Here is a 17,529-nt window from a genome sequence, read left to right as displayed (position 1 = left end):
CTAGGTATAACCTGAAATCGTCATGAAAGATTAAAATATAAATACATTTTGTAGGAGGTATGTGCATGGCAAGACCTGTTGTGGCCATTGTAGGCCGGCCGAATGTCGGGAAATCCACGATATTCAACCGGATCATCGGCGACCGCTTGGCCATTGTGGAAGACAAGCCGGGGATTACGCGCGACAGAATTTATGGCGCGTCGGAATGGAACGGCAAGCCTTTCAGTATCATTGATACCGGAGGCATAGAGCTGGACGATGAGGAACCGATTCTGAAATCGATCCGCATGCAAGCGGAATTGGCTATTGAGGAAGCGGACGTCATCGTCTTTATGTGTGATGCCAAAGCCGGGGTTACCGGATCCGACGAAGAAGTCGCCGGGATGCTATACCGTTCGGGTAAACCGATTGTCGTTGCGGTAAACAAAGTGGATAACATCGGCCGGATGGACAATATTTATGAATTTTACAATTTAGGTTTCGGGGACCCGATCGGGGTATCCGGGAGCCATGGTACGGGAATCGGCGATTTGCTCGATGCCATCACCGATAAATTGCCGGAATTGCCGGATGATGAATATGAAGACGATGTTATCCGCGTCGCCTTGATCGGTCGTCCGAATGTCGGCAAATCCTCTCTGGTGAATGCGATCCTCGGCGAGGAACGCGTTATCGTTAGCGATATTGCCGGAACGACGCGTGATGCGATCGATACGCCGTTTGAGAAGGATGGCCAGAAATACGTCCTGATCGATACGGCTGGGATGCGCAAACGCGGCAAGGTATATGAAACGACCGAGAAATACAGCGTGATGCGGGCGATGAAGGCGATTGAGCGGGCGGACGTGGTGTTGGTCCTGATTAACGGCGAAGAAGGCATCATCGAGCAAGACAAGCACATTGCCGGATATGCTTATGAAGCGGGTAAAGCATCGCTGTTTGTAGTCAATAAATGGGATGTCGTCGAGAAGGACGATAAGACGATGCACCAGTTTGAACAAAAAATTCGCGATCACTTCCTGTTCATGACCTATGCTCCGGTCGTATTTCTATCCGCGAAAACGAAGCAACGGCTCCACAAGCTGCTTCCGGTCGTACAGCATGTTGCCGATCAGCATAACAAGCGGGTGCAGACGCATCTGTTGAACGATGTCGTATCCGATGCGATTGCAATTAACCCTCCACCTACCGACAAAGGGCGGAGACTGCGGATCAATTACGTCACCCAGGTTACCGTGAAGCCTCCGACGATCGTGGTGTTTGTCAATGATCCGGAGCTCATGCATTTTTCGTACGAACGGTACCTGGAGAACAAAATCAGAGCAGCTTTTGATTTTGAAGGAACGCCGATCCGGTTGTTTACGCGGCGTAAGTCTGATGAAGGTTAGGGGAGTAGAAATCAAGTGATTTTACCCATCATTGGAATCATTGCAAGCTATTTGCTGGGCTCGGTCAGTTTTAGCGTCGTCCTGGCGAAGGCTTTAAAAGGAATCGACATACGTCAGCACGGGAGCGGTAATGCGGGCGCGACCAATACGCTGCGCGTGCTGGGCAAAGGACCGGCGATCCTCGTGCTGGCACTTGACGTGTTGAAAGGGATCGCGGCCGTTTGGATTGGCCGTTGGCTCGGCGGCGGGTCGGAATGGGCGGCAGCGCTGTGCGGCATCGCCGCCATTATGGGGCATAACTGGCCGCTCTATTTCCGCTTTCGCGGAGGTAAAGGCATCGCCACGACTATCGGGGTCATGGCGACCCTGGTCTTTTTACCCGCATTATTTGCGGGAATTATTGCGATCCTATCCATTGTGTTTACCAGATATGTTTCGCTGGGTTCATTGATTTTCGTGTTTTTGACGCCGGTCTTTCTTGCGGTGACAGGTGAATTCGGACCCTATTTTTGGACTAGTCTGATCATTTGCATATTCGCCTTTTGGAGACACCGCACCAATATCGTGAAAATCGCCCAAGGTAAAGAGAACAAACTGGGCTCCAAAGGAGGAAAACGCGTTGTCTGAAAAAGCTGCTGTGCTAGTGGCAGGCAGTTGGGGGACGGCGCTTGCCAGCGTTCTTGCTGACAAGAACATGGATGTGGCCGTATGGACCCGGAATGAAGCGCAGAGAGATGAAATTAACGGTCTGCACCGGAACGAGCGCTTTTTGCCGGGGGTAGAGTTGCCGCCCAATTTGCATGCGACTACAGAGATGGAGGAAGCGGTTGCCGGAGCTAAAGCGGTAGTGATCGTGGCCCCGTCATCCGCTGTACGGGAGGTAACCCGCTCGTTAAAACCATTCTGGCATGAAGATATGCTGGTGGTTCATGCGACGAAGGGGTTTGAAACGGAGAGCCTGAAACGGATTTCCAACGTGATTGCGGAAGAGCTTGAATGCAGCGAGGACCGGATTGTCGTATTGTCCGGACCAAGCCATGCGGAGGAAGTCGTCAAACGTTGTCCGACCACGGTCGTGGTTGCTTCTATGGACGAAACTCATGCCAAGGCCGCACAGGACTTGTTCATGAATTCCTATTTCCGCGTATACACGAACAGGGATATGGTCGGCGTGGAGTTGGCCGGAGCTTTGAAGAATATCATCGCTCTTGGTGCCGGTATGTCCGACGGGCTCGGTTACGGCGACAATGCCAAGGCTGCACTGCTCACCCGCGGATTGGCGGAAATCACCAGAATCGGCGTTGAAATGGGAGCTAATCCTCTTACTTTTGCAGGACTTGCCGGTATCGGTGACCTTGTAGTGACGGCGACAAGCCGACACAGCCGGAACTGGCGCGCAGGGTTTATGCTCGGGGAAGGCAAATCGGTGGAAGAAGTGCTCGGCTCCATGGGCATGGTGGTCGAAGGTATTCGGACTACGAAGGCAGCCCATACGATTTCAGAGAAGTACCAGGTTCAGATGCCGATTGCCAAACAGCTCTATCACGTGCTTTTCGAGGGACTGGATCCAAGAACCGCCGTGGAGGCACTTATGGGTCGGGACCGCAAGACCGAGATGGAAGTAATGTCTCTGGAAACCTGGGAGCAGTGGCATACTTAGTTTGACTGATCGAAGTCCTAGGCTCCGCGGGAATCGTAATCCGCAAGGGCCTAGGACCTTTTTCGTCTCCGCCTCATAAACTGATGGAGAGGACAATGGAGGAGGCGAATATATGGGCAAAGTATCCAAGGACGCTTTGAATGCGATCAATAAAAAAACCGGGAAAAACATATCAGAAGGCGCGGTCAAAAAGCTGGCCAGCACGGTGAAGCCCTCAACGATGCAAAGTGAGGCTGAGCTGAGAAAGCTGATCAAGCAAGTTTCCGCCATGGCCAAAGTGCCTGTTTCGGAAGATACGATTAATGAAATCGTCGGGGCCGTTAAAAAGAGCGGCATGAACCCTTCCAATATGGAAGCACTGATGAAAATGATGATAAAAAAATAAGATTGCTTTTAAAGGACTTCCCGAAAGCCGTCACAGGCCCAAGGCAGTCCTTCTGCTTTTTCAGAGTTGGTTGTTCAATAAGTCATCTTTTGATCACGAAGTGCATCAGGTAGCATACCCGACATCGAATCTTGAATTCAGGCGGGCCTTCCGGTGCTCACGTAGGTTTTGCCTACGCTCCGCTCCTCAGTCCCCCCTTCATCCAACCTTCTCGGTGCTGAAAAGCCGACTTTTTGAACTCATATTATAGTAAAGAATGCATGCAAGCATTCTGTCAATTTGAACGCGTAGCCTGTTTAAGATGTAGATGCTATAATATTCATCATATGAATGCCGTGAAAAAAAGATTGGGAGTGTAATGTTCATGGACGCAATGACAAAAATGTGGTTATCCTTGGCAGCGATTCTTGTAATGGGCTTGTCTGTCTTTTTGATTACGTTTGCGCGGACAAAAACGAAAGGGGTTCTTCGGGGAGTACTGTCGCTGATCGCATTTGTAATTATGCTGACCGGCTTTTTGGCAGGTATCGTTTCCATAACTTAAGGCCCGGACAGAAAGAGAAGAGGATAGGAATATGATGATGGAGATCGAAAGCCCGGGGGAAATGTACCCGAAGGTCAATCAGGCGATTCAAAAGCTGTCTCAGGTCTGTAAGGATGCCGAGGGAAGCTGGCTGCTGGGAGGAAGTTGCGCCCTATGGCTGCAAGGCGTGCCGCTCTCTGCCGCACCCAGAGATATTGATATTTACGCCGATACACAGCATGCCGGCACACTGCACAGTTTATTGGAAGCTTTCGCGTTGGACGAGCCTGAGCTGGATGAGAGCGGATTGTATAAATCCCGTTTAAGTCATTACAAGCTTGGCAATTTGACGCTCGAATTGGTCGGCGGATTTCAGGTGAAGACAGAGGGTGCTCTGTATCGGACGGAAGTTGCCGATATTCTTGCACCTGCGGCCGGAACGGTTTCATTGGAATCTGAGGTCGTAATGCTGATGCCATTAGCGCATGAGTTTATTTTTAACGTGCTAAGGGCGCGGCCTGACCGTTATTTGCCAATAGCCGGGGAGATCCGAAAGAACCCGAAACAGCATTTACCGCTGTTGTTCCTCCTGTTAGAACGGAATTACTGGACATTCGAAACGATTGCCAGAATGGCGGAATTGCTGGATCAGCCGCTGCTTTCGAGCCGGTGGGGCGAACTGGGTAGCCATGAAGCATAAGGAGGGTCCGGTGGAAACGCAAATCACATTTTTACCGCAGAAAAAGACGTTGAAAGTCCGACCCGGCTCAACTGTTCTCCGGGCCTCGCGCGAGGCTCGGGTTCATATTGCGACCCGGTGCGGCGGCAATGCCGGCTGCCTGATGTGCAAGGTGAAGGTGGCTCCGGATCAAGCGGACGCACTGACGCCGCCGACGGAAGCTGAACGACGGAAGCTGGGTCCGCTGCTGAACCAGGGGATCCGTCTGGCTTGCCAGGCTAACATCATCGGCTCCGCCGTAGTCGAGCTGCCCGAAGATCCGCTTAAGGCGGCGATCCGAAAACAGCTGGAGCGGCAAAACGATGATGATCTATGGTGAACAATAACAATAACATATAGCAAAGGATGAAGGCATTTTGGAATGGCGTGGAAGAAAACGAAGGTACCTCGTATGGGCTCGTCCCCTATGCACAGCAGTCATGCTTGCCGTTTTTGTTGGAATGCTTGCCGGCTGTCTCTACCCCGGCGAAGAGCGGCAGGAGAGAAGGGTCTCCTACCTTGAAAGCGTTGACAGAATTCAACGGGCTGTGGACCAGTTCCAAGCCGATCAGGGTATTTTGCCGATTATCACCGCAGGGCAGGAAACCCCGCGTTATGAGAAGTTCCGGATCGACCTGGATCTGCTGAACAAACAGGGGTATATCGATGAGATTCCGACGACCGCTTTTGAAAAAGGCGGCAGCGCTTATTTTTTGATTATCAATGAAGAATCCGATCCGGCAGTAAAAGTACTGGACTTGCTGACGACCCAGAAGATTAACGACGTCCAGCGGTTGGTGGACAAATACCGTAACTCGCAAAATGGCAAACTCCCGGTAACATCAGAGGAAGAAACCTACCCCGGGCTATTCACGGTCGATCTGAAGCTGGCCGGGGCACAGGATTACAGTCTGAAGAGCGTGTATTCCGGTCAGTCCCAGGACTATCTGGTAGACAAAGACGGACGGGTTTACGCGGACTATGCTTTTGACATTATGCAAGCGGTGGACAAGTCGGAATCCTCTCCGCAGGCGGATAAGGATTTGCGGGAATATCTGACCGAACAATCTTTTTTTGTGCCGGTCAAATCGCTTCCGTACCGTATGATCGATGGAGTACCGGTACCTCAGCCGGAATGACAAACATAAAGAAACGGAAGCTGTAGACAGTTTTAACGGTTTACAAGCATCCCTCGGGCCTAGCAACTTTGTTGCAGGCCTTTTTTGCGTTTCCTGTTCACATTCGCCCTGGCGCATAAGAATACATTTATAGATAGAGTAATATTATTGATTTATTACATACATAGCCAGTTTAGGAGGGAATTCCTTTGCTAGAAATCACAGAGAGCTGGGTAGATTCACTGGCTCCCAATAGTGCGGCCATTAAAAACGGACATGAGCTCGTAAAAAAAGGAAAGTTTACTGCATTTCATCAAACCGAGGACCGGCAAGTTTTGTTTGGGATCTGTACAGGCAGCGGAAAGACCCCTTATATCCCTTCGGCCGATTTTATGACACCCGGCAATCCGGTAATGCGCTGCACTTGTCCAAGCAGGCAATTTCCGTGCAAGCATGGACTTGGGCTGTTATATGCCTATGTGGAGGGCAAGTCCTTTACTCAAGCCGGGGTGCCGGAGGAGCTTGCCGCGAAGCGCGAAAAGGCGGGGAAACGGGAAGAAAAGAAAGCCAAAGAACTGGCCGGAGAGGCAGAATCGAAACCAAAGAAAGTAAATAAATCGGCGCTCAAGAAAAAGATTGCTGCACAGCTGGAAGGCTTGGACGTACTGGAGAGGCTGACGCATACCATGGTCCGCAGAGGCTTTGGCTCCTTGGACAGTAAGGAACTCAAGATGATTCAAGAGCATGTGAAGCAAATGGGAAGCCACTATTTAAACGGGGCGCAAATCCAGCTTCGAAAATTGCAATTGATTTTATCCTCAGAGGATAAAGAAAAAGCATATGCCCATGCTGCGGAGCAGCTTGCGGTGATCCATGCTTTTATTAAAAAAGGACGGGCGCATTTACTTCAGAAGCTGGAAGATCCGGAGCTTGCCCTGGATCATGAATCGACGATAGAAGAATGGCTAGGCCATGCCTGGCAGATTGCGGAATTAAGAGCAGCTAATTTGACCACACATGAAGTTGAAATGATTCAGCTATCGTTTATTAGCTATGATGACCCGAGCCGGCAAGAGTTTGTCGACCTTGGTTACTGGATTCAGCTGGACAGCGGGGAGATCCACAGCACGGTTCAATATCGTCCTTATAAAGCAGCCAAGCTGATGAGGGAAGAAGACAGTTTTTTTGATGTAGCCCGTATTCCCCAGCTTTACAGGTATCCCGGAGATATGAACCGACGAGTGCGTTATGAAAGCTTTACAACAAGAAAAATCGAGGATACGGATCTGTCCGGAGTCCTGAAGTTTGCCGTGAACTCATACGCTGAAGCTGTGAAAAAGGTTAAAAATCAGCTCAAAAATCCCTTGGCTGATCCCAACCCTGTAATGTTGCTTCATTTTGAAGAGGTGACGGCAGATGAAGCAGGCAGGTTATTCATCTCCAATTCCCGAGGAGAAAGTCTGGAACTTTTTGATTTGCTTGAGATTTCCACCGTGCCTTTGCTAAAGCTTATACCCCAAGACCAACTGCAGGATACTGTAACACTTGTTTTATTCGATCATCATACGCTGAGCGGCAGATTGCGTGTTCAGCCGTTAAGCCTGCTTAACGGGAAGGAAATCATTCGTTTCATTTACTAAATAAAAGCATATGGAGGGACCGGGGCAAATGAGCAACACGCCGTTGATGGAGTTAAACGAAGAATTCAGGCGCTTGTATATAGCCGGAAGCGATTTGGCTGCCCGAGACTACAGACTTAAACGGCTTCTGCCCGTTTTGCAGCAGATGGGCCAGCGGGCACCGGTTTTTATGAAACTGTCGGAAGGGGTCGCGGAGCTGATCGAGCCGGCGGCCAATAATCCGGAGACCGACTCGGCCAAACGCCTGCAGGATGTCAACCTGCTGTTGCAGTCGATATTACGTACCCAGGGGAAGGGAGCGGCGGAAGGAAAGACGGCACCGCTTGTCACCAACCCGATGCCGTTGCGTACTTTTTTATCCTATCGCAAACTTTCTGCAGTCCGGACCGCCTTGACGACCCGGGGAGGAGGTCGTTACGAGATCATTTACGAGGCTTATCAGTCCGGTTATTTTCAGGACCTCAGACTGGTTCCCTTGGCGATACAAGCGCTAAGTGATCCTTATACGGAAATTGCCGATCTGGCCATGGACCGGATCCTGCCCGCTTACGGACCCGCCATCGTACCGCATTTGCTGGATAGCTTTCACGCTGAAGGAGGGAGGCTTGAAGCTCGCAAGCTGACCGTCGTGGCGAAGTGCGGCGGAAAAGAAGTACTAACTGCAGTATATGAAGCTGCCGTCTCTGGTTCGGACGAGGTAAGAACTACAGCGATCCATTTGCTCGCCGGGCATAAGGAATACGAGGAAGCCCTGCTGGACTGGAGCCGCGACAAGAAGAAGGGCATTCGCGAGGCAGCCTATGCGGCTTTGGCGGAGAGCGGGTGGGAGAGTGCGGTAGAAAGGCTCTATGAAGCATCCCAAAGAAAAGACAGCGAACTCGTAAATCCTTCCTTGTCCCGCTGCCAATCTCCATTACTAACACGAATGCTCGCTCAGGATTTCGCAAAGCTGTTGAAGTCACAGCAAGAGATACCTCCCCTTTCAGATAAGCAAAAAACAACGGACAATGCGGCCCAAATCAAGCGTTATCTCTGGTCGCTCCATCTCAAAGAAAGCCCCGAGCTCGAAGCGCTCTATCTGGAAGTGCTGCGCCGGTATGAATGGTACATGTTTAAACTGGATTGGTCATATTTGGCCAATGAAGCCATTCGATACGTGAGCAGGACGGGCACCGCGGAGGGGCGCCGATTAGTGGAGGAAGCTTTGGAGTTGGATTTTGCCCGATCTGCCAATACCGTTCATTTTACATGCGAAATCTTTGTTAAAGCACAGCCGATCCTTTCTCCGCAAAGGCTGTACGAGGTATATGCAAATGTACTGGAACAGGGAACCGGGGCGTCCGCATTAAGCGGGAGCAAGAAAAATTGCAAGCGACTGCTGGGGACCATAGAGGGGCTCGTAGTTTCACGAACCTATAAGCGCTTAGCTCAGGATTGGGCCCGTGGCGAAGAAGTCTATGTCTATGATGTGGAAATGCCATCGCCAGAATCCATTGCGGCAAGCTGGGATTCAAGATGGCTGGATCATTTTATCCTACTAGATCATTTGGCACTGGTAAGTGCATTTGCCCGGCCCGGTCATGAGGGTGCGATATCATTTTTGCTGGACCGGTTGAAGAATTCACCGGAATTCCGCAACCGTTTTGCCAATTTGGTGGTGATCGGGCTTGTAAGGGCGGGCATCCCGGAACACGACCTTCATGAAGCTCTGGTTTCAGCTATGGAGGATGAGCGGAATACGGAATGTCACGAAATCGAGTTGTTTCTGTTCGGGCAGCTTTGCTGTTTGCCGGCGCGTTATGCGGAACGAATTCGCGCGGTGCTTCCGAAATTTAAAGGCCGTGCCGAAGAACAATTGACTTCTATTTTGAACTCACAAAACTAATTCACAAGGAGTGTCGGATATGAGCAACGTGGATAGTATGCAAGATGTGATGCGCCTGCCGGCTGAATTGCTGTTTCAGGATGAGCTTAAGGCGCTGATAGCGGAAGATCGAGGGACAATCCCGACTGGATGGCAGATGTCTCCTCAAGCCGTATTGAAGTTTATCGTCGGGGGCGTGGCCGGCAAGCAAAAGATCACTCCCAAATATATCGGGAACACGCGGATTGTCGAAATGGCGATCGCTACGTTGGTGACGGACCGGGCCCTGCTGCTGATCGGCGAGCCCGGAACGGCCAAATCCTGGCTGTCCGAAAATTTAGCTGCGGCTATATACGGAAATTCGGGCTTGGTCGTTCAAGGAACCGCAGGGACTACCGAAGAACAGGTGCGTTATTCCTGGAATTACGCCATGCTTCTGGCCCAAGGCCCTACACCGGAGGCGCTTGTGCAAAGTCCGATCATGAGAGCGATGGAGGCAGGGGGAATTGCCCGGTTTGAGGAAATTTCACGTTGTGCCTCGGAAGTTCAGGATGCGTTAATTTCAATCTTATCGGAAAAGACGATTTCCGTTCCGGAGCTCGGCAAGGAAGCGCATGCACGGAAAGGTTTCAGCATCATCGCTACCGCCAACACCCGTGACCGCGGAGTCAATGAAATGTCGACGGCTTTGAAGCGCCGGTTCAATATGATCGTACTGTCTGCGCCGGCGGATTTGGAGACCGAAGTCGAGATCGTCAAGAAACGTGTTGCCGAAATTGCGTCTTCTTATGATCTGCAGGCAGCGGTTCCGGCAGACGAAGCGCTGCACAAGGTGGTCACGATATTCAGGGAACTGAGAAGCGGAATGACGCTGGATAAAAAGGAAAAGGTCAAATCCCCTGCCGGCGTCATCTCGACCGCTGAAGCGATTTCGCTGCTCACGAACAGTATGGCGCTTGCCGCCAGCTTCGGCGATGGAGAGATGACGGACGAGGATTTGGCGGCCGGCCTCCAGGGGGCCATCGTCAAGGATGACGATAAAGACCGGCTCGTCTGGAAGGAGTACCTGGACCATGTGATGAAAAAACGCGGGGCGGGCTGGCGAGGGCTTTATAACGCATGCAAGGAGATCAATCCATGAAAGGGGGACGCGGCGCCGGAGTTCATATTTTTGGCGTCCGGCACCTGTCGCCAGCCGGTGCGTTTCATGTTCTTGACTATTTGGAGCGTGTACAGCCTACGGCGGTTTTGATTGAAGGTCCGTCGGACGCCACCTCGGAAATCGTTCATTTGACGAGTTCTTCTACCAAGCCTCCGGTGGCGATCCTGGCTTTTACCGAGCAATTGCCCGTGCGTACCGTTCTATGGCCGTTTGCCGATTATTCACCAGAATTCCAGGCGATGCGTTGGGCTCGGAAGAAGGGCGCAGCCTGCGCATTCATCGATTTGCCATCAGCTTCAGCCATCTGCCTGCAGGAGGCACGGTGGGAGAGAGTGCGTCCTGACCGATCGGATGACGAGGGATCTCATCGAGAAACTCAAGAAAGTCAAGGGTCCGGAGACGAACCCCTTGATCTATATCAGCGGATTGCGGAAATTTCCGGAGAAGTCGATTATGACGCCTTTTGGGAACGGAACTTTGAGCATAATTTGAGCCCGGATGCCTATCGCCAGGCGATATTGGCTTATTCAAGGCAAATGAGGGAGTTGACGGAGGAGCAAGAGCGAACTAACGAAACGCTGGCATACGCCTACAATGCTGTCCGTGAAGCTTATATGTGCAGGCGGATTGCCGAGACGATCGCGGAGGGACATAAGCCCGACGAGATTGTTGTCATTTGCGGGGCTTATCACGCTTCGGCGCTGTCCAATTTAGAGGGCGCCATGAGCGATGAGGAACTGAAGCGGTTGCCTTCCCGGTGGACTAAACTGACGCTGATGCCTTATTCGTATTTGAAGCTCTCCTCGCTTACCGGTTACGGAGCCGGCAATATTGCGCCGTTCTATTTTGAAATGATGTGGAAGCAGATGATTCGCGGAAGACTTGGGGATTTGCCTTATCATTATTTGACCTCCATTGCGGGGGATTTAAGAAATGTGGGTACGAATCGTTCAACAGCGGAAGTGATCGAAGGGGTGAGACTTGCTGAATCCCTGGCCGCTCTGCATGACGGATGCCAGCCGTCCCTGCGAGATTTGCGGGATGCGGCAAAGACGCTACTCGGGCGGGGGGAACTTTCGGTGATAGCAGAGTCCCTGGCACGTGTCGAAGTTGGCACAGCCATAGGAGAATTGGCGGAAGGAGTTAGTCAGACACCCATTCAGGAAGATATGAACCGCCAGTTGAAACGGCTCAAGCTGGATAAGTACAAAACCGCAATGGCGAACGACTTGGTGCTCGATCTGCGGGAAAATCGCAGGGTTTCCTCGGAGGAAGCCGCTTTTTTGGATCTGAACCGCTCGTTATGGTTTCATCGTCTGAAGCTGCTCGGCATTCATTTCGTCCAGGAACGAAGCAGGGCCCAAGGCCAGGCTGAGTGGGCGGAGCATTGGATTCTGCAGTGGTCCCCGGAAGTGGAGATTGAGGTTGTTGAATCCACGCTGCTCGGCGAAACGGTTGACGTTGCAGCCGGGTTTGTATTTCAGCAGCGTCTGGAAAGTTGCGAAACTATAGAGGAGGCTTCCAGCCTCATTACGGTCGCTTATGAGTGCGGCATGATTCATCAGATGGAGGCGGGGCGTCAGACGCTGCAAAAACTGGCGGTAGAAAGTCAAGACGTCGTCCAAATTGCCGCAGCGGCCGGAAGGCTGTCCAGGTTGATTCGATTCGGCGGGATACGGAAAATAGACACTGCGCCGCTAACCCCTCTGCTTCGGCAAATGTTCATGAAGGCCTGTCTGTTTTTGAACGAAGCAAGCCGGTGCAATGACGAGGTGGCGCAAGCCATGGCGGCCTCGATGAATGAATTGAATTTTGTTGCGGCCGAGCATGGCGATGAAGTGGATGAAGAACTGTGGATTCAGGTGCTTACGGAATTGTCCGACCGCGATGATGCACATGCCCGGCTCTCGGGCTTCGCTTGCGCGATCTTGCTGGAGCGGGGTCAAATGACCGCGGCGCAATGCTCGGCCGAAGTTTCCCGTCGTTTATCCCCGGGAATTCCGGCGGACCTTGGAGCCGGCTGGTTCGAGGGCTTGGCGATGCGCAACCGCTACGCTCTTATATCCCGAATGAGTTTGTGGGAACAGCTGAACGAATACATTGGCAAGCTTGAAGATGAAGAATTTATGCGGGCGCTGGTCTTTTTGCGGCGGGCCTTCAGTGCGTTCAGTTCGAAGGAAAAGACGATGGTCGCAGAGCTGCTTGGAGAGCTTTGGGGCAGAGACATTGAACAAGTGGCGGAGATGTTGACGGACGATTTAAAGGAGGATGAAGCCCGAATGCTGGATGAATTGAATGATTTTGATTTTGAGGATTATTAAAGATGGAACATGCAGTGGAACGTCAAACCTTATCGCGTTGGAGGCTGATATTAGGCGCAGCCGCTGAAGAAGAGCTGAACAGGCACTCGGGAGCCGATCCGTTGAGTTTGACCGCGGAGGAGCAGATCATGGACCGTGCGCTGGCTGCCATCTATGATCAAACCGATGGATCGGGAAACGGAGCGAATTCAGGCACCGGCTCTCATGGACGCGGGGCGGGGAGAGGCAAATCCGTTCCCCGGCTTGCCGAGTGGCTCGGGGATGTCAGGACTTTTTTTCCGGAAGATGTCGTCTCGGTAATTCAGCATGATGCAATGGAACGCAAGGGTTGGAAACAACTGCTGTTTGAGCCGGAGGTTCTGGCCAGCGTGAAGCCGGATATTCAACTGGTCGGCACCTTGCTGTCGCTGAAGGGCAAAATTCCGGAGCGGACGAAGGATACGGCTCGCATGCTCGTACAGGCCGTGGTGGACGAATTGATCAAGCGTATGGAGAATGAGCTTAGAAGGGCTGTGACCGGTGCCTTGAACCGCAGGCAGCACACGCCGATCTCTTCGTTAAGCGGTATCGATTGGAAGCGTACGATCCAGCGGAACTTGAAAAATTACGATACCGACCGGCGGGTGATTATACCGGCACGATTCTATTATTTTGACAGGGTGAAAAGCAACAAGGAATGGACGGTGATCGTCGATATCGACCAGAGCGGCTCTATGGCGGAATCCGTTATCTGGGCATCCGTGATCGGTTCGATATTTGCCAGTATCCCCGCGCTCGACACCCGGGTCGTCGTCTTTGATACCGAAGTGGTCGATCTTACGGAGCAATGCGCCAATGACCCGGTAGATATGCTGTTCGGGATTCAGCTTGGAGGAGGGACGAATATCGATAAGTCGGTGGCCTATTGCGAGCAGTTTATTCAAGAGCCCGGTAAGACGCTATTTATATTAATTTCCGATCTCTACGAGGGAGGGAATCAGTCCAGGTTGATTCGCCGAATGCGTGAAATGAATGAGTCGGGGGTCAAGACGCTATGCCTGCTTGCGCTGTCCGATGAAGGAAAACCGTTCTATGACGAACGATTGGCCAACACTTTTTCGAAGAACGGCACCCCCAGCTTTGCCTGCACGCCGGCTTTGCTCCCGGAACTCGTGGAAGGCGCGCTGAAAGGGCAGGATTTGACGGAGCTGGCCAAGCGGCTTGAGGCAAAAGGGAGATAAAGCGGCTCCGTTGTCATATTGGAATCGATAGACTCATACTCATTTAATATGGTGGAAATTGAGCCGCCTTGCTCGTGACGAAGCGCCGGTTAAAAAAAAGTAGACTCGGACGGTGTATTCCGTCATAAATCCGCATCTGGTACATATGATGATACTAGTCCAAATGCATGTACGAGTTACGCCGCTTCGTTTTTGTTCTCTCCACCGGGATTTGCGGCGGCGGACACGGGTACGGGGAGCTGCCGCTCCTGCTGTAGCTAAGATTTCAAAATGTTGGTGAATAACGAAGCGGATGCTCTCAAAGCATTTTTCCTTCGGCGAATTTTGAGGAGGGGATATCATTGGTATTGGAGAAAGTGGACATTTTTAAGGACATTGCCGAACGTACCGGAGGGGATATTTATCTGGGTGTCGTCGGAGCTGTCCGCACCGGCAAATCAACGTTTATCAAACGATTCATGGAAACGGTGGTGCTCCCGAACATTTCCAGCGAGGCGGACCGGGTAAGGGCGGTGGATGAACTTCCGCAAAGCGCAGCCGGCAAGACGATCATGACGACCGAGCCGAAGTTCGTTCCGAACAATGCGGTGCAAATCAAGGTCGCCGAAGGGCTTGAGGTCAACGTTAGGCTCGTGGATTGCGTCGGATACGCGGTAGAAGGCGCCAAAGGATACGAGGATGAAAACGGTCCGCGGATGATATCCACGCCTTGGTTCGAGGAACCGATTCCGTTTCAGGAAGCGGCCGAAATCGGAACCCGTAAAGTCATTCAGGAGCATTCCACTTTGGGCGTCGTCGTAACGACGGACGGCACGATCGCCGACATTCCGCGCTATTCCTATGTGGAATCGGAGGAGCGGGTAATTGCCGAGCTGAAGGAAGTCGGCAAACCGTTTGTGCTTGTCATTAACTCGACGCGTCCGAGCAGCGACGAAGCCCAACAACTGCGCGGCGAACTGGCCGCCAAATACGATATTCCGGTCATTACTTTAAGCGCCGCTACAATGACCGAAGAAGACGTGACCGGTGTACTGAGAGAGGTTCTTTACGAATTCCCGGTTCATGAAGTCAACGTCAACCTTCCGAGCTGGGTCATGGTGCTGAATGAGAACCACTGGCTTCGGAGTAATTATGAGAATTCCGTTCGCGACACCGTAAAAGATATTCGCAGACTCCGGGATGTCGATCGTGTCGTCAGCAATTTCATGGAATACGATTTCATCGATCGCGCCGGGCTTAGCGGACTGAACATGGGTCAGGGCGTGGCGGAGATCGATCTATATGCTCCGGATGATCTCTATGACCATATCCTTATGGAAGTGGTCGGAGTAGAGATCCGCGGCAAAGATCATCTGCTTCAACTGATGCAGGATTTCACGCATGCCAAGAAGGAATACGACCGGTTTGCGGAAGCGCTTGAAATGGTCAAGACTACCGGCTACGGCATCGCCGCGCCGTCGCTTGCCGAAATGGCGCTCGACGAGCCGGAACTGATACGGCAAGGCTCCCGGTTCGGGGTAAGACTGAAAGCGACGGCGCCTTCAATTCATATGATTCGCGTCGACGTAGAGTCCGAGTTCGCTCCGATTATCGGGACGGAAAAGCAAAGCGAAGAGCTCGTCCGGTACCTGATGCAAGATTTCGAGAACGATCCGATCAAAATTTGGGAGTCCGATATTTTTGGCCGTTCGCTGCATTCCATCGTGAGAGAGGGAATCCAGGGCAAAATCGCCATGATGCCTGACAATGCCCGTTACAAGCTGCAGGAAACTCTCGGCAGGATCATCAACGAAGGTTCCGGCGGACTCATCGCCATCATCCTTTAAATAAAAAACAGGGCAGGCTGGTTCATTCAGCCTGCCCTGTTTTTTGCCGTCCGGCCACAATAGATGTTATATACTTTTGGCCTATTCCATCTAAAAAACTTGAAAATATCGATGGGCTGTATTACTATAAGTTTGTTCCGCGCCCCCGAATCGTGGTCAAAACTGCGGTTTTACTGGGGATTTGCACGTAATATGCGCGGTTCAACGTATATTCTACGGCAAAACGGAAACACAGAATATCAGAATGATATAATCCATTTGGTAGGGAGGTGAACCCTGATGAATAAATCCGACTTGATTTCTCAAGTAGCTGAAAGCGCGGAATTGTCCAAGAAAGACGCAACTAAAGCGGTTGATGCCGTTTTCGAAGCTATTTCCGAAGCTCTTCAAAGCGGAGATAAAGTACAACTGGTAGGTTTCGGCAATTTCGAAGTCCGCGAGCGTTCCGCCCGTAAAGGCCGCAACCCGCAAACCGGAGAGGAAATCGAAATCCCTGCGAGCAAAATCCCGGCATTCAAACCTGGCAAAGCGCTCAAAGACGGAATTAAATAAAGATTTCTACATATCTTCCGTGTTAATAAAGTCCGTGGGCATTTTGTTCACGGCTTTTTCTTTTAATACGTGTTCAATAAGTCGACTTTTCAGCACCGGGAAGGTTTGCGCTATATTATGTTGGGGAGGAATGCCTTCATGGATCAACAGCATGCTGATCAAGCGGGAGGAGCCGAGCGGGGCGTCAGCAACGGAGACTACTTTGTCGTCAAGGCGAAGGAGCAGGGCGTCACGGTAATCGGGCTTACCCGGGGCAAAGACACTCGGTTTCACCACACGGAAAAGCTGGACAAAGGCGAAGTACTGATCGCACAGTTTACCGATCATACATCGGCTGTAAAAGTAAGAGGCAAAGCCGTTGTCTATACGAAGCTCGGTGTCATAGATACGGAAGAATGATTTTGAAATTGCAGGCATAGCCTGCTTTTTTCTTTTGTACAATGGGATATAGACTCTAATGTCTGTCCGGTAATAACGGAAGACGATGGAAGAGGGGGAGTCCCGTGAAAGTGAAATGGATTCTTCAAAGCCTGTTGGTTACACTTGGAATCGTACTGCTGCTCTCGGTAGTTACTAGAGCCGGAGGTCCGGTATTTGAACATAGCCGGCCGGTATCAGCGGCTGTGTTCGAGCCGGGTAAACCGGCGGAGTTGAACGACGGCAATCTGGTCGACGGCTTGTCCGCGATTGAGTTGCCCGTCCCGATCGCTAAGGTGGATTTGAACGGTTCGGTGCTGTCCGTGGATCTAAAAGTGACTGAGGAGCGTTTCGATAAAGGTGAATTATATCGCGGTATTGCCGAACTGATTTCTTTTTCCTTCGAGCGGACGTCCAATATCGATCAGTTACTGCTGCGTCTCGTTGCGGAGGACCGGTGGCTCGGAACGAGATATCTGCTGCTGGCCGCCGATGTGCGCCGGGGGGAATGGTCGGATTCGGCGATGAATGAACTGCGGAATGCCGGTGACCATGAGCTTCCGAAGGAGCTTCGTACGCTTTTCAGAATGACGGAAACCCATCTCTGGAAGCGTGGTATCAATTAGCTTACGCTTCGTGCGCTCCCCAAAAACATATGCTATAATAGACAAGATTGTGACATCTTTAAGCATTTTTGAAGAATTGCAGATGTCAGGAATAGCGGCTCGGAGGCAG

General features: G+C 51.6%; 17 protein-coding genes. All 17 read left to right on the top strand.

Features of this window, described 5'->3' with window-relative positions:
* The first annotated feature begins 65 nt into the window (after positions 1–65).
* The 17 genes from der to NYE70_RS07110 all read left to right on the top strand — a co-directional run bounded on the left by der (position 66) and on the right by NYE70_RS07110 (position 17,420).
* Complete coding sequence (gene der, locus NYE70_RS07190; RefSeq protein WP_211020901.1) at positions 66–1,388, top strand: ribosome biogenesis GTPase Der; 1,323 nt, start codon at positions 66–68, stop codon at positions 1,386–1,388.
* A 15-nt stretch (positions 1,389–1,403) separates the two neighbouring features.
* Positions 1,404–2,015 (top strand): glycerol-3-phosphate 1-O-acyltransferase PlsY, encoded by a 612-nt coding sequence (gene plsY / locus NYE70_RS07185; RefSeq protein ID WP_213654035.1) that lies wholly within the window; start codon positions 1,404–1,406, stop codon positions 2,013–2,015.
* Complete coding sequence (locus NYE70_RS07180; protein WP_211020899.1) at positions 2,008–3,048, top strand: NAD(P)H-dependent glycerol-3-phosphate dehydrogenase; 1,041 nt, start codon at positions 2,008–2,010, stop codon at positions 3,046–3,048. The genes plsY and NYE70_RS07180 overlap by 8 nt, the downstream gene beginning before the upstream one ends.
* A 112-nt stretch (positions 3,049–3,160) precedes the next feature.
* Complete coding sequence (locus tag NYE70_RS07175; protein ID WP_213654036.1) at positions 3,161–3,433, top strand: stage VI sporulation protein F; 273 nt, start codon at positions 3,161–3,163, stop codon at positions 3,431–3,433.
* A gap of 364 nt (positions 3,434–3,797) precedes the next feature.
* Positions 3,798–3,977 (top strand): DUF2768 family protein, encoded by a 180-nt coding sequence (locus NYE70_RS07170; protein WP_211020897.1) that lies wholly within the window; start codon positions 3,798–3,800, stop codon positions 3,975–3,977.
* Between the two features lie 31 nt (positions 3,978–4,008).
* Positions 4,009–4,656, top strand: a complete 648-nt coding sequence (locus NYE70_RS07165; protein WP_247681601.1) for a hypothetical protein — start codon at positions 4,009–4,011, stop codon at positions 4,654–4,656.
* Entirely contained in the window at positions 4,646–5,014 is a 369-nt protein-coding gene (locus NYE70_RS07160) for a 2Fe-2S iron-sulfur cluster-binding protein (RefSeq protein WP_247681600.1), read from the top strand. The genes NYE70_RS07165 and NYE70_RS07160 overlap by 11 nt, the downstream gene beginning before the upstream one ends.
* A gap of 37 nt (positions 5,015–5,051) precedes the next feature.
* Positions 5,052–5,813, top strand: coding sequence for a DUF3939 domain-containing protein (locus NYE70_RS07155; protein ID WP_247681599.1), 762 nt, complete (start codon positions 5,052–5,054; stop codon positions 5,811–5,813).
* A 188-nt stretch (positions 5,814–6,001) separates the two neighbouring features.
* On the top strand, positions 6,002–7,432 hold the full coding sequence (locus tag NYE70_RS07150; protein WP_341045532.1) for an SWIM zinc finger family protein: 1,431 nt from the start codon (positions 6,002–6,004) through the stop codon (positions 7,430–7,432).
* 28 nt (positions 7,433–7,460) lie between these two features.
* Positions 7,461–9,317, top strand: coding sequence for a HEAT repeat domain-containing protein (locus NYE70_RS07145; protein WP_341045530.1), 1,857 nt, complete (start codon positions 7,461–7,463; stop codon positions 9,315–9,317).
* Between the two features lie 19 nt (positions 9,318–9,336).
* The gene (locus tag NYE70_RS07140; protein ID WP_341045528.1) at positions 9,337–10,437 is read left to right on the top strand and encodes an ATP-binding protein; all 1,101 of its coding nucleotides are present in this window, start codon (positions 9,337–9,339) and stop codon (positions 10,435–10,437) included.
* Positions 10,434–12,779 (top strand): DUF5682 family protein, encoded by a 2,346-nt coding sequence (locus NYE70_RS07135; protein WP_341045527.1) that lies wholly within the window; start codon positions 10,434–10,436, stop codon positions 12,777–12,779. Before NYE70_RS07140 ends, NYE70_RS07135 begins: the two co-directional genes overlap by 4 nt.
* A gap of 2 nt (positions 12,780–12,781) precedes the next feature.
* Complete coding sequence (locus NYE70_RS07130; protein WP_341045526.1) at positions 12,782–13,999, top strand: VWA domain-containing protein; 1,218 nt, start codon at positions 12,782–12,784, stop codon at positions 13,997–13,999.
* 347 nt (positions 14,000–14,346) lie between these two features.
* Positions 14,347–15,825, top strand: coding sequence for a stage IV sporulation protein A (gene spoIVA, locus NYE70_RS07125; protein ID WP_211020981.1), 1,479 nt, complete (start codon positions 14,347–14,349; stop codon positions 15,823–15,825).
* Positions 15,826–16,104: 279 nt separating this feature from the next.
* The gene (locus NYE70_RS07120) at positions 16,105–16,377 is read left to right on the top strand and encodes an HU family DNA-binding protein (RefSeq protein ID WP_213654043.1); all 273 of its coding nucleotides are present in this window, start codon (positions 16,105–16,107) and stop codon (positions 16,375–16,377) included.
* Positions 16,378–16,515: 138 nt separating this feature from the next.
* Positions 16,516–16,776, top strand: coding sequence for a trp RNA-binding attenuation protein MtrB (gene mtrB / locus NYE70_RS07115; protein ID WP_211020889.1), 261 nt, complete (start codon positions 16,516–16,518; stop codon positions 16,774–16,776).
* Positions 16,777–16,880: 104 nt separating this feature from the next.
* Entirely contained in the window at positions 16,881–17,420 is a 540-nt protein-coding gene (locus NYE70_RS07110; protein ID WP_341045525.1) for a hypothetical protein, read from the top strand.
* Positions 17,421–17,529 lie beyond the last annotated feature (109 nt).

The sequence above is a fragment of the Paenibacillus sp. FSL R5-0407 genome, from assembly GCF_038009185.1.
Lineage (GTDB): Bacteria > Bacillota > Bacilli > Paenibacillales > Paenibacillaceae > Fontibacillus > Fontibacillus vini.
This window is presented reverse-complemented; position numbering and strand designations above follow the sequence as displayed.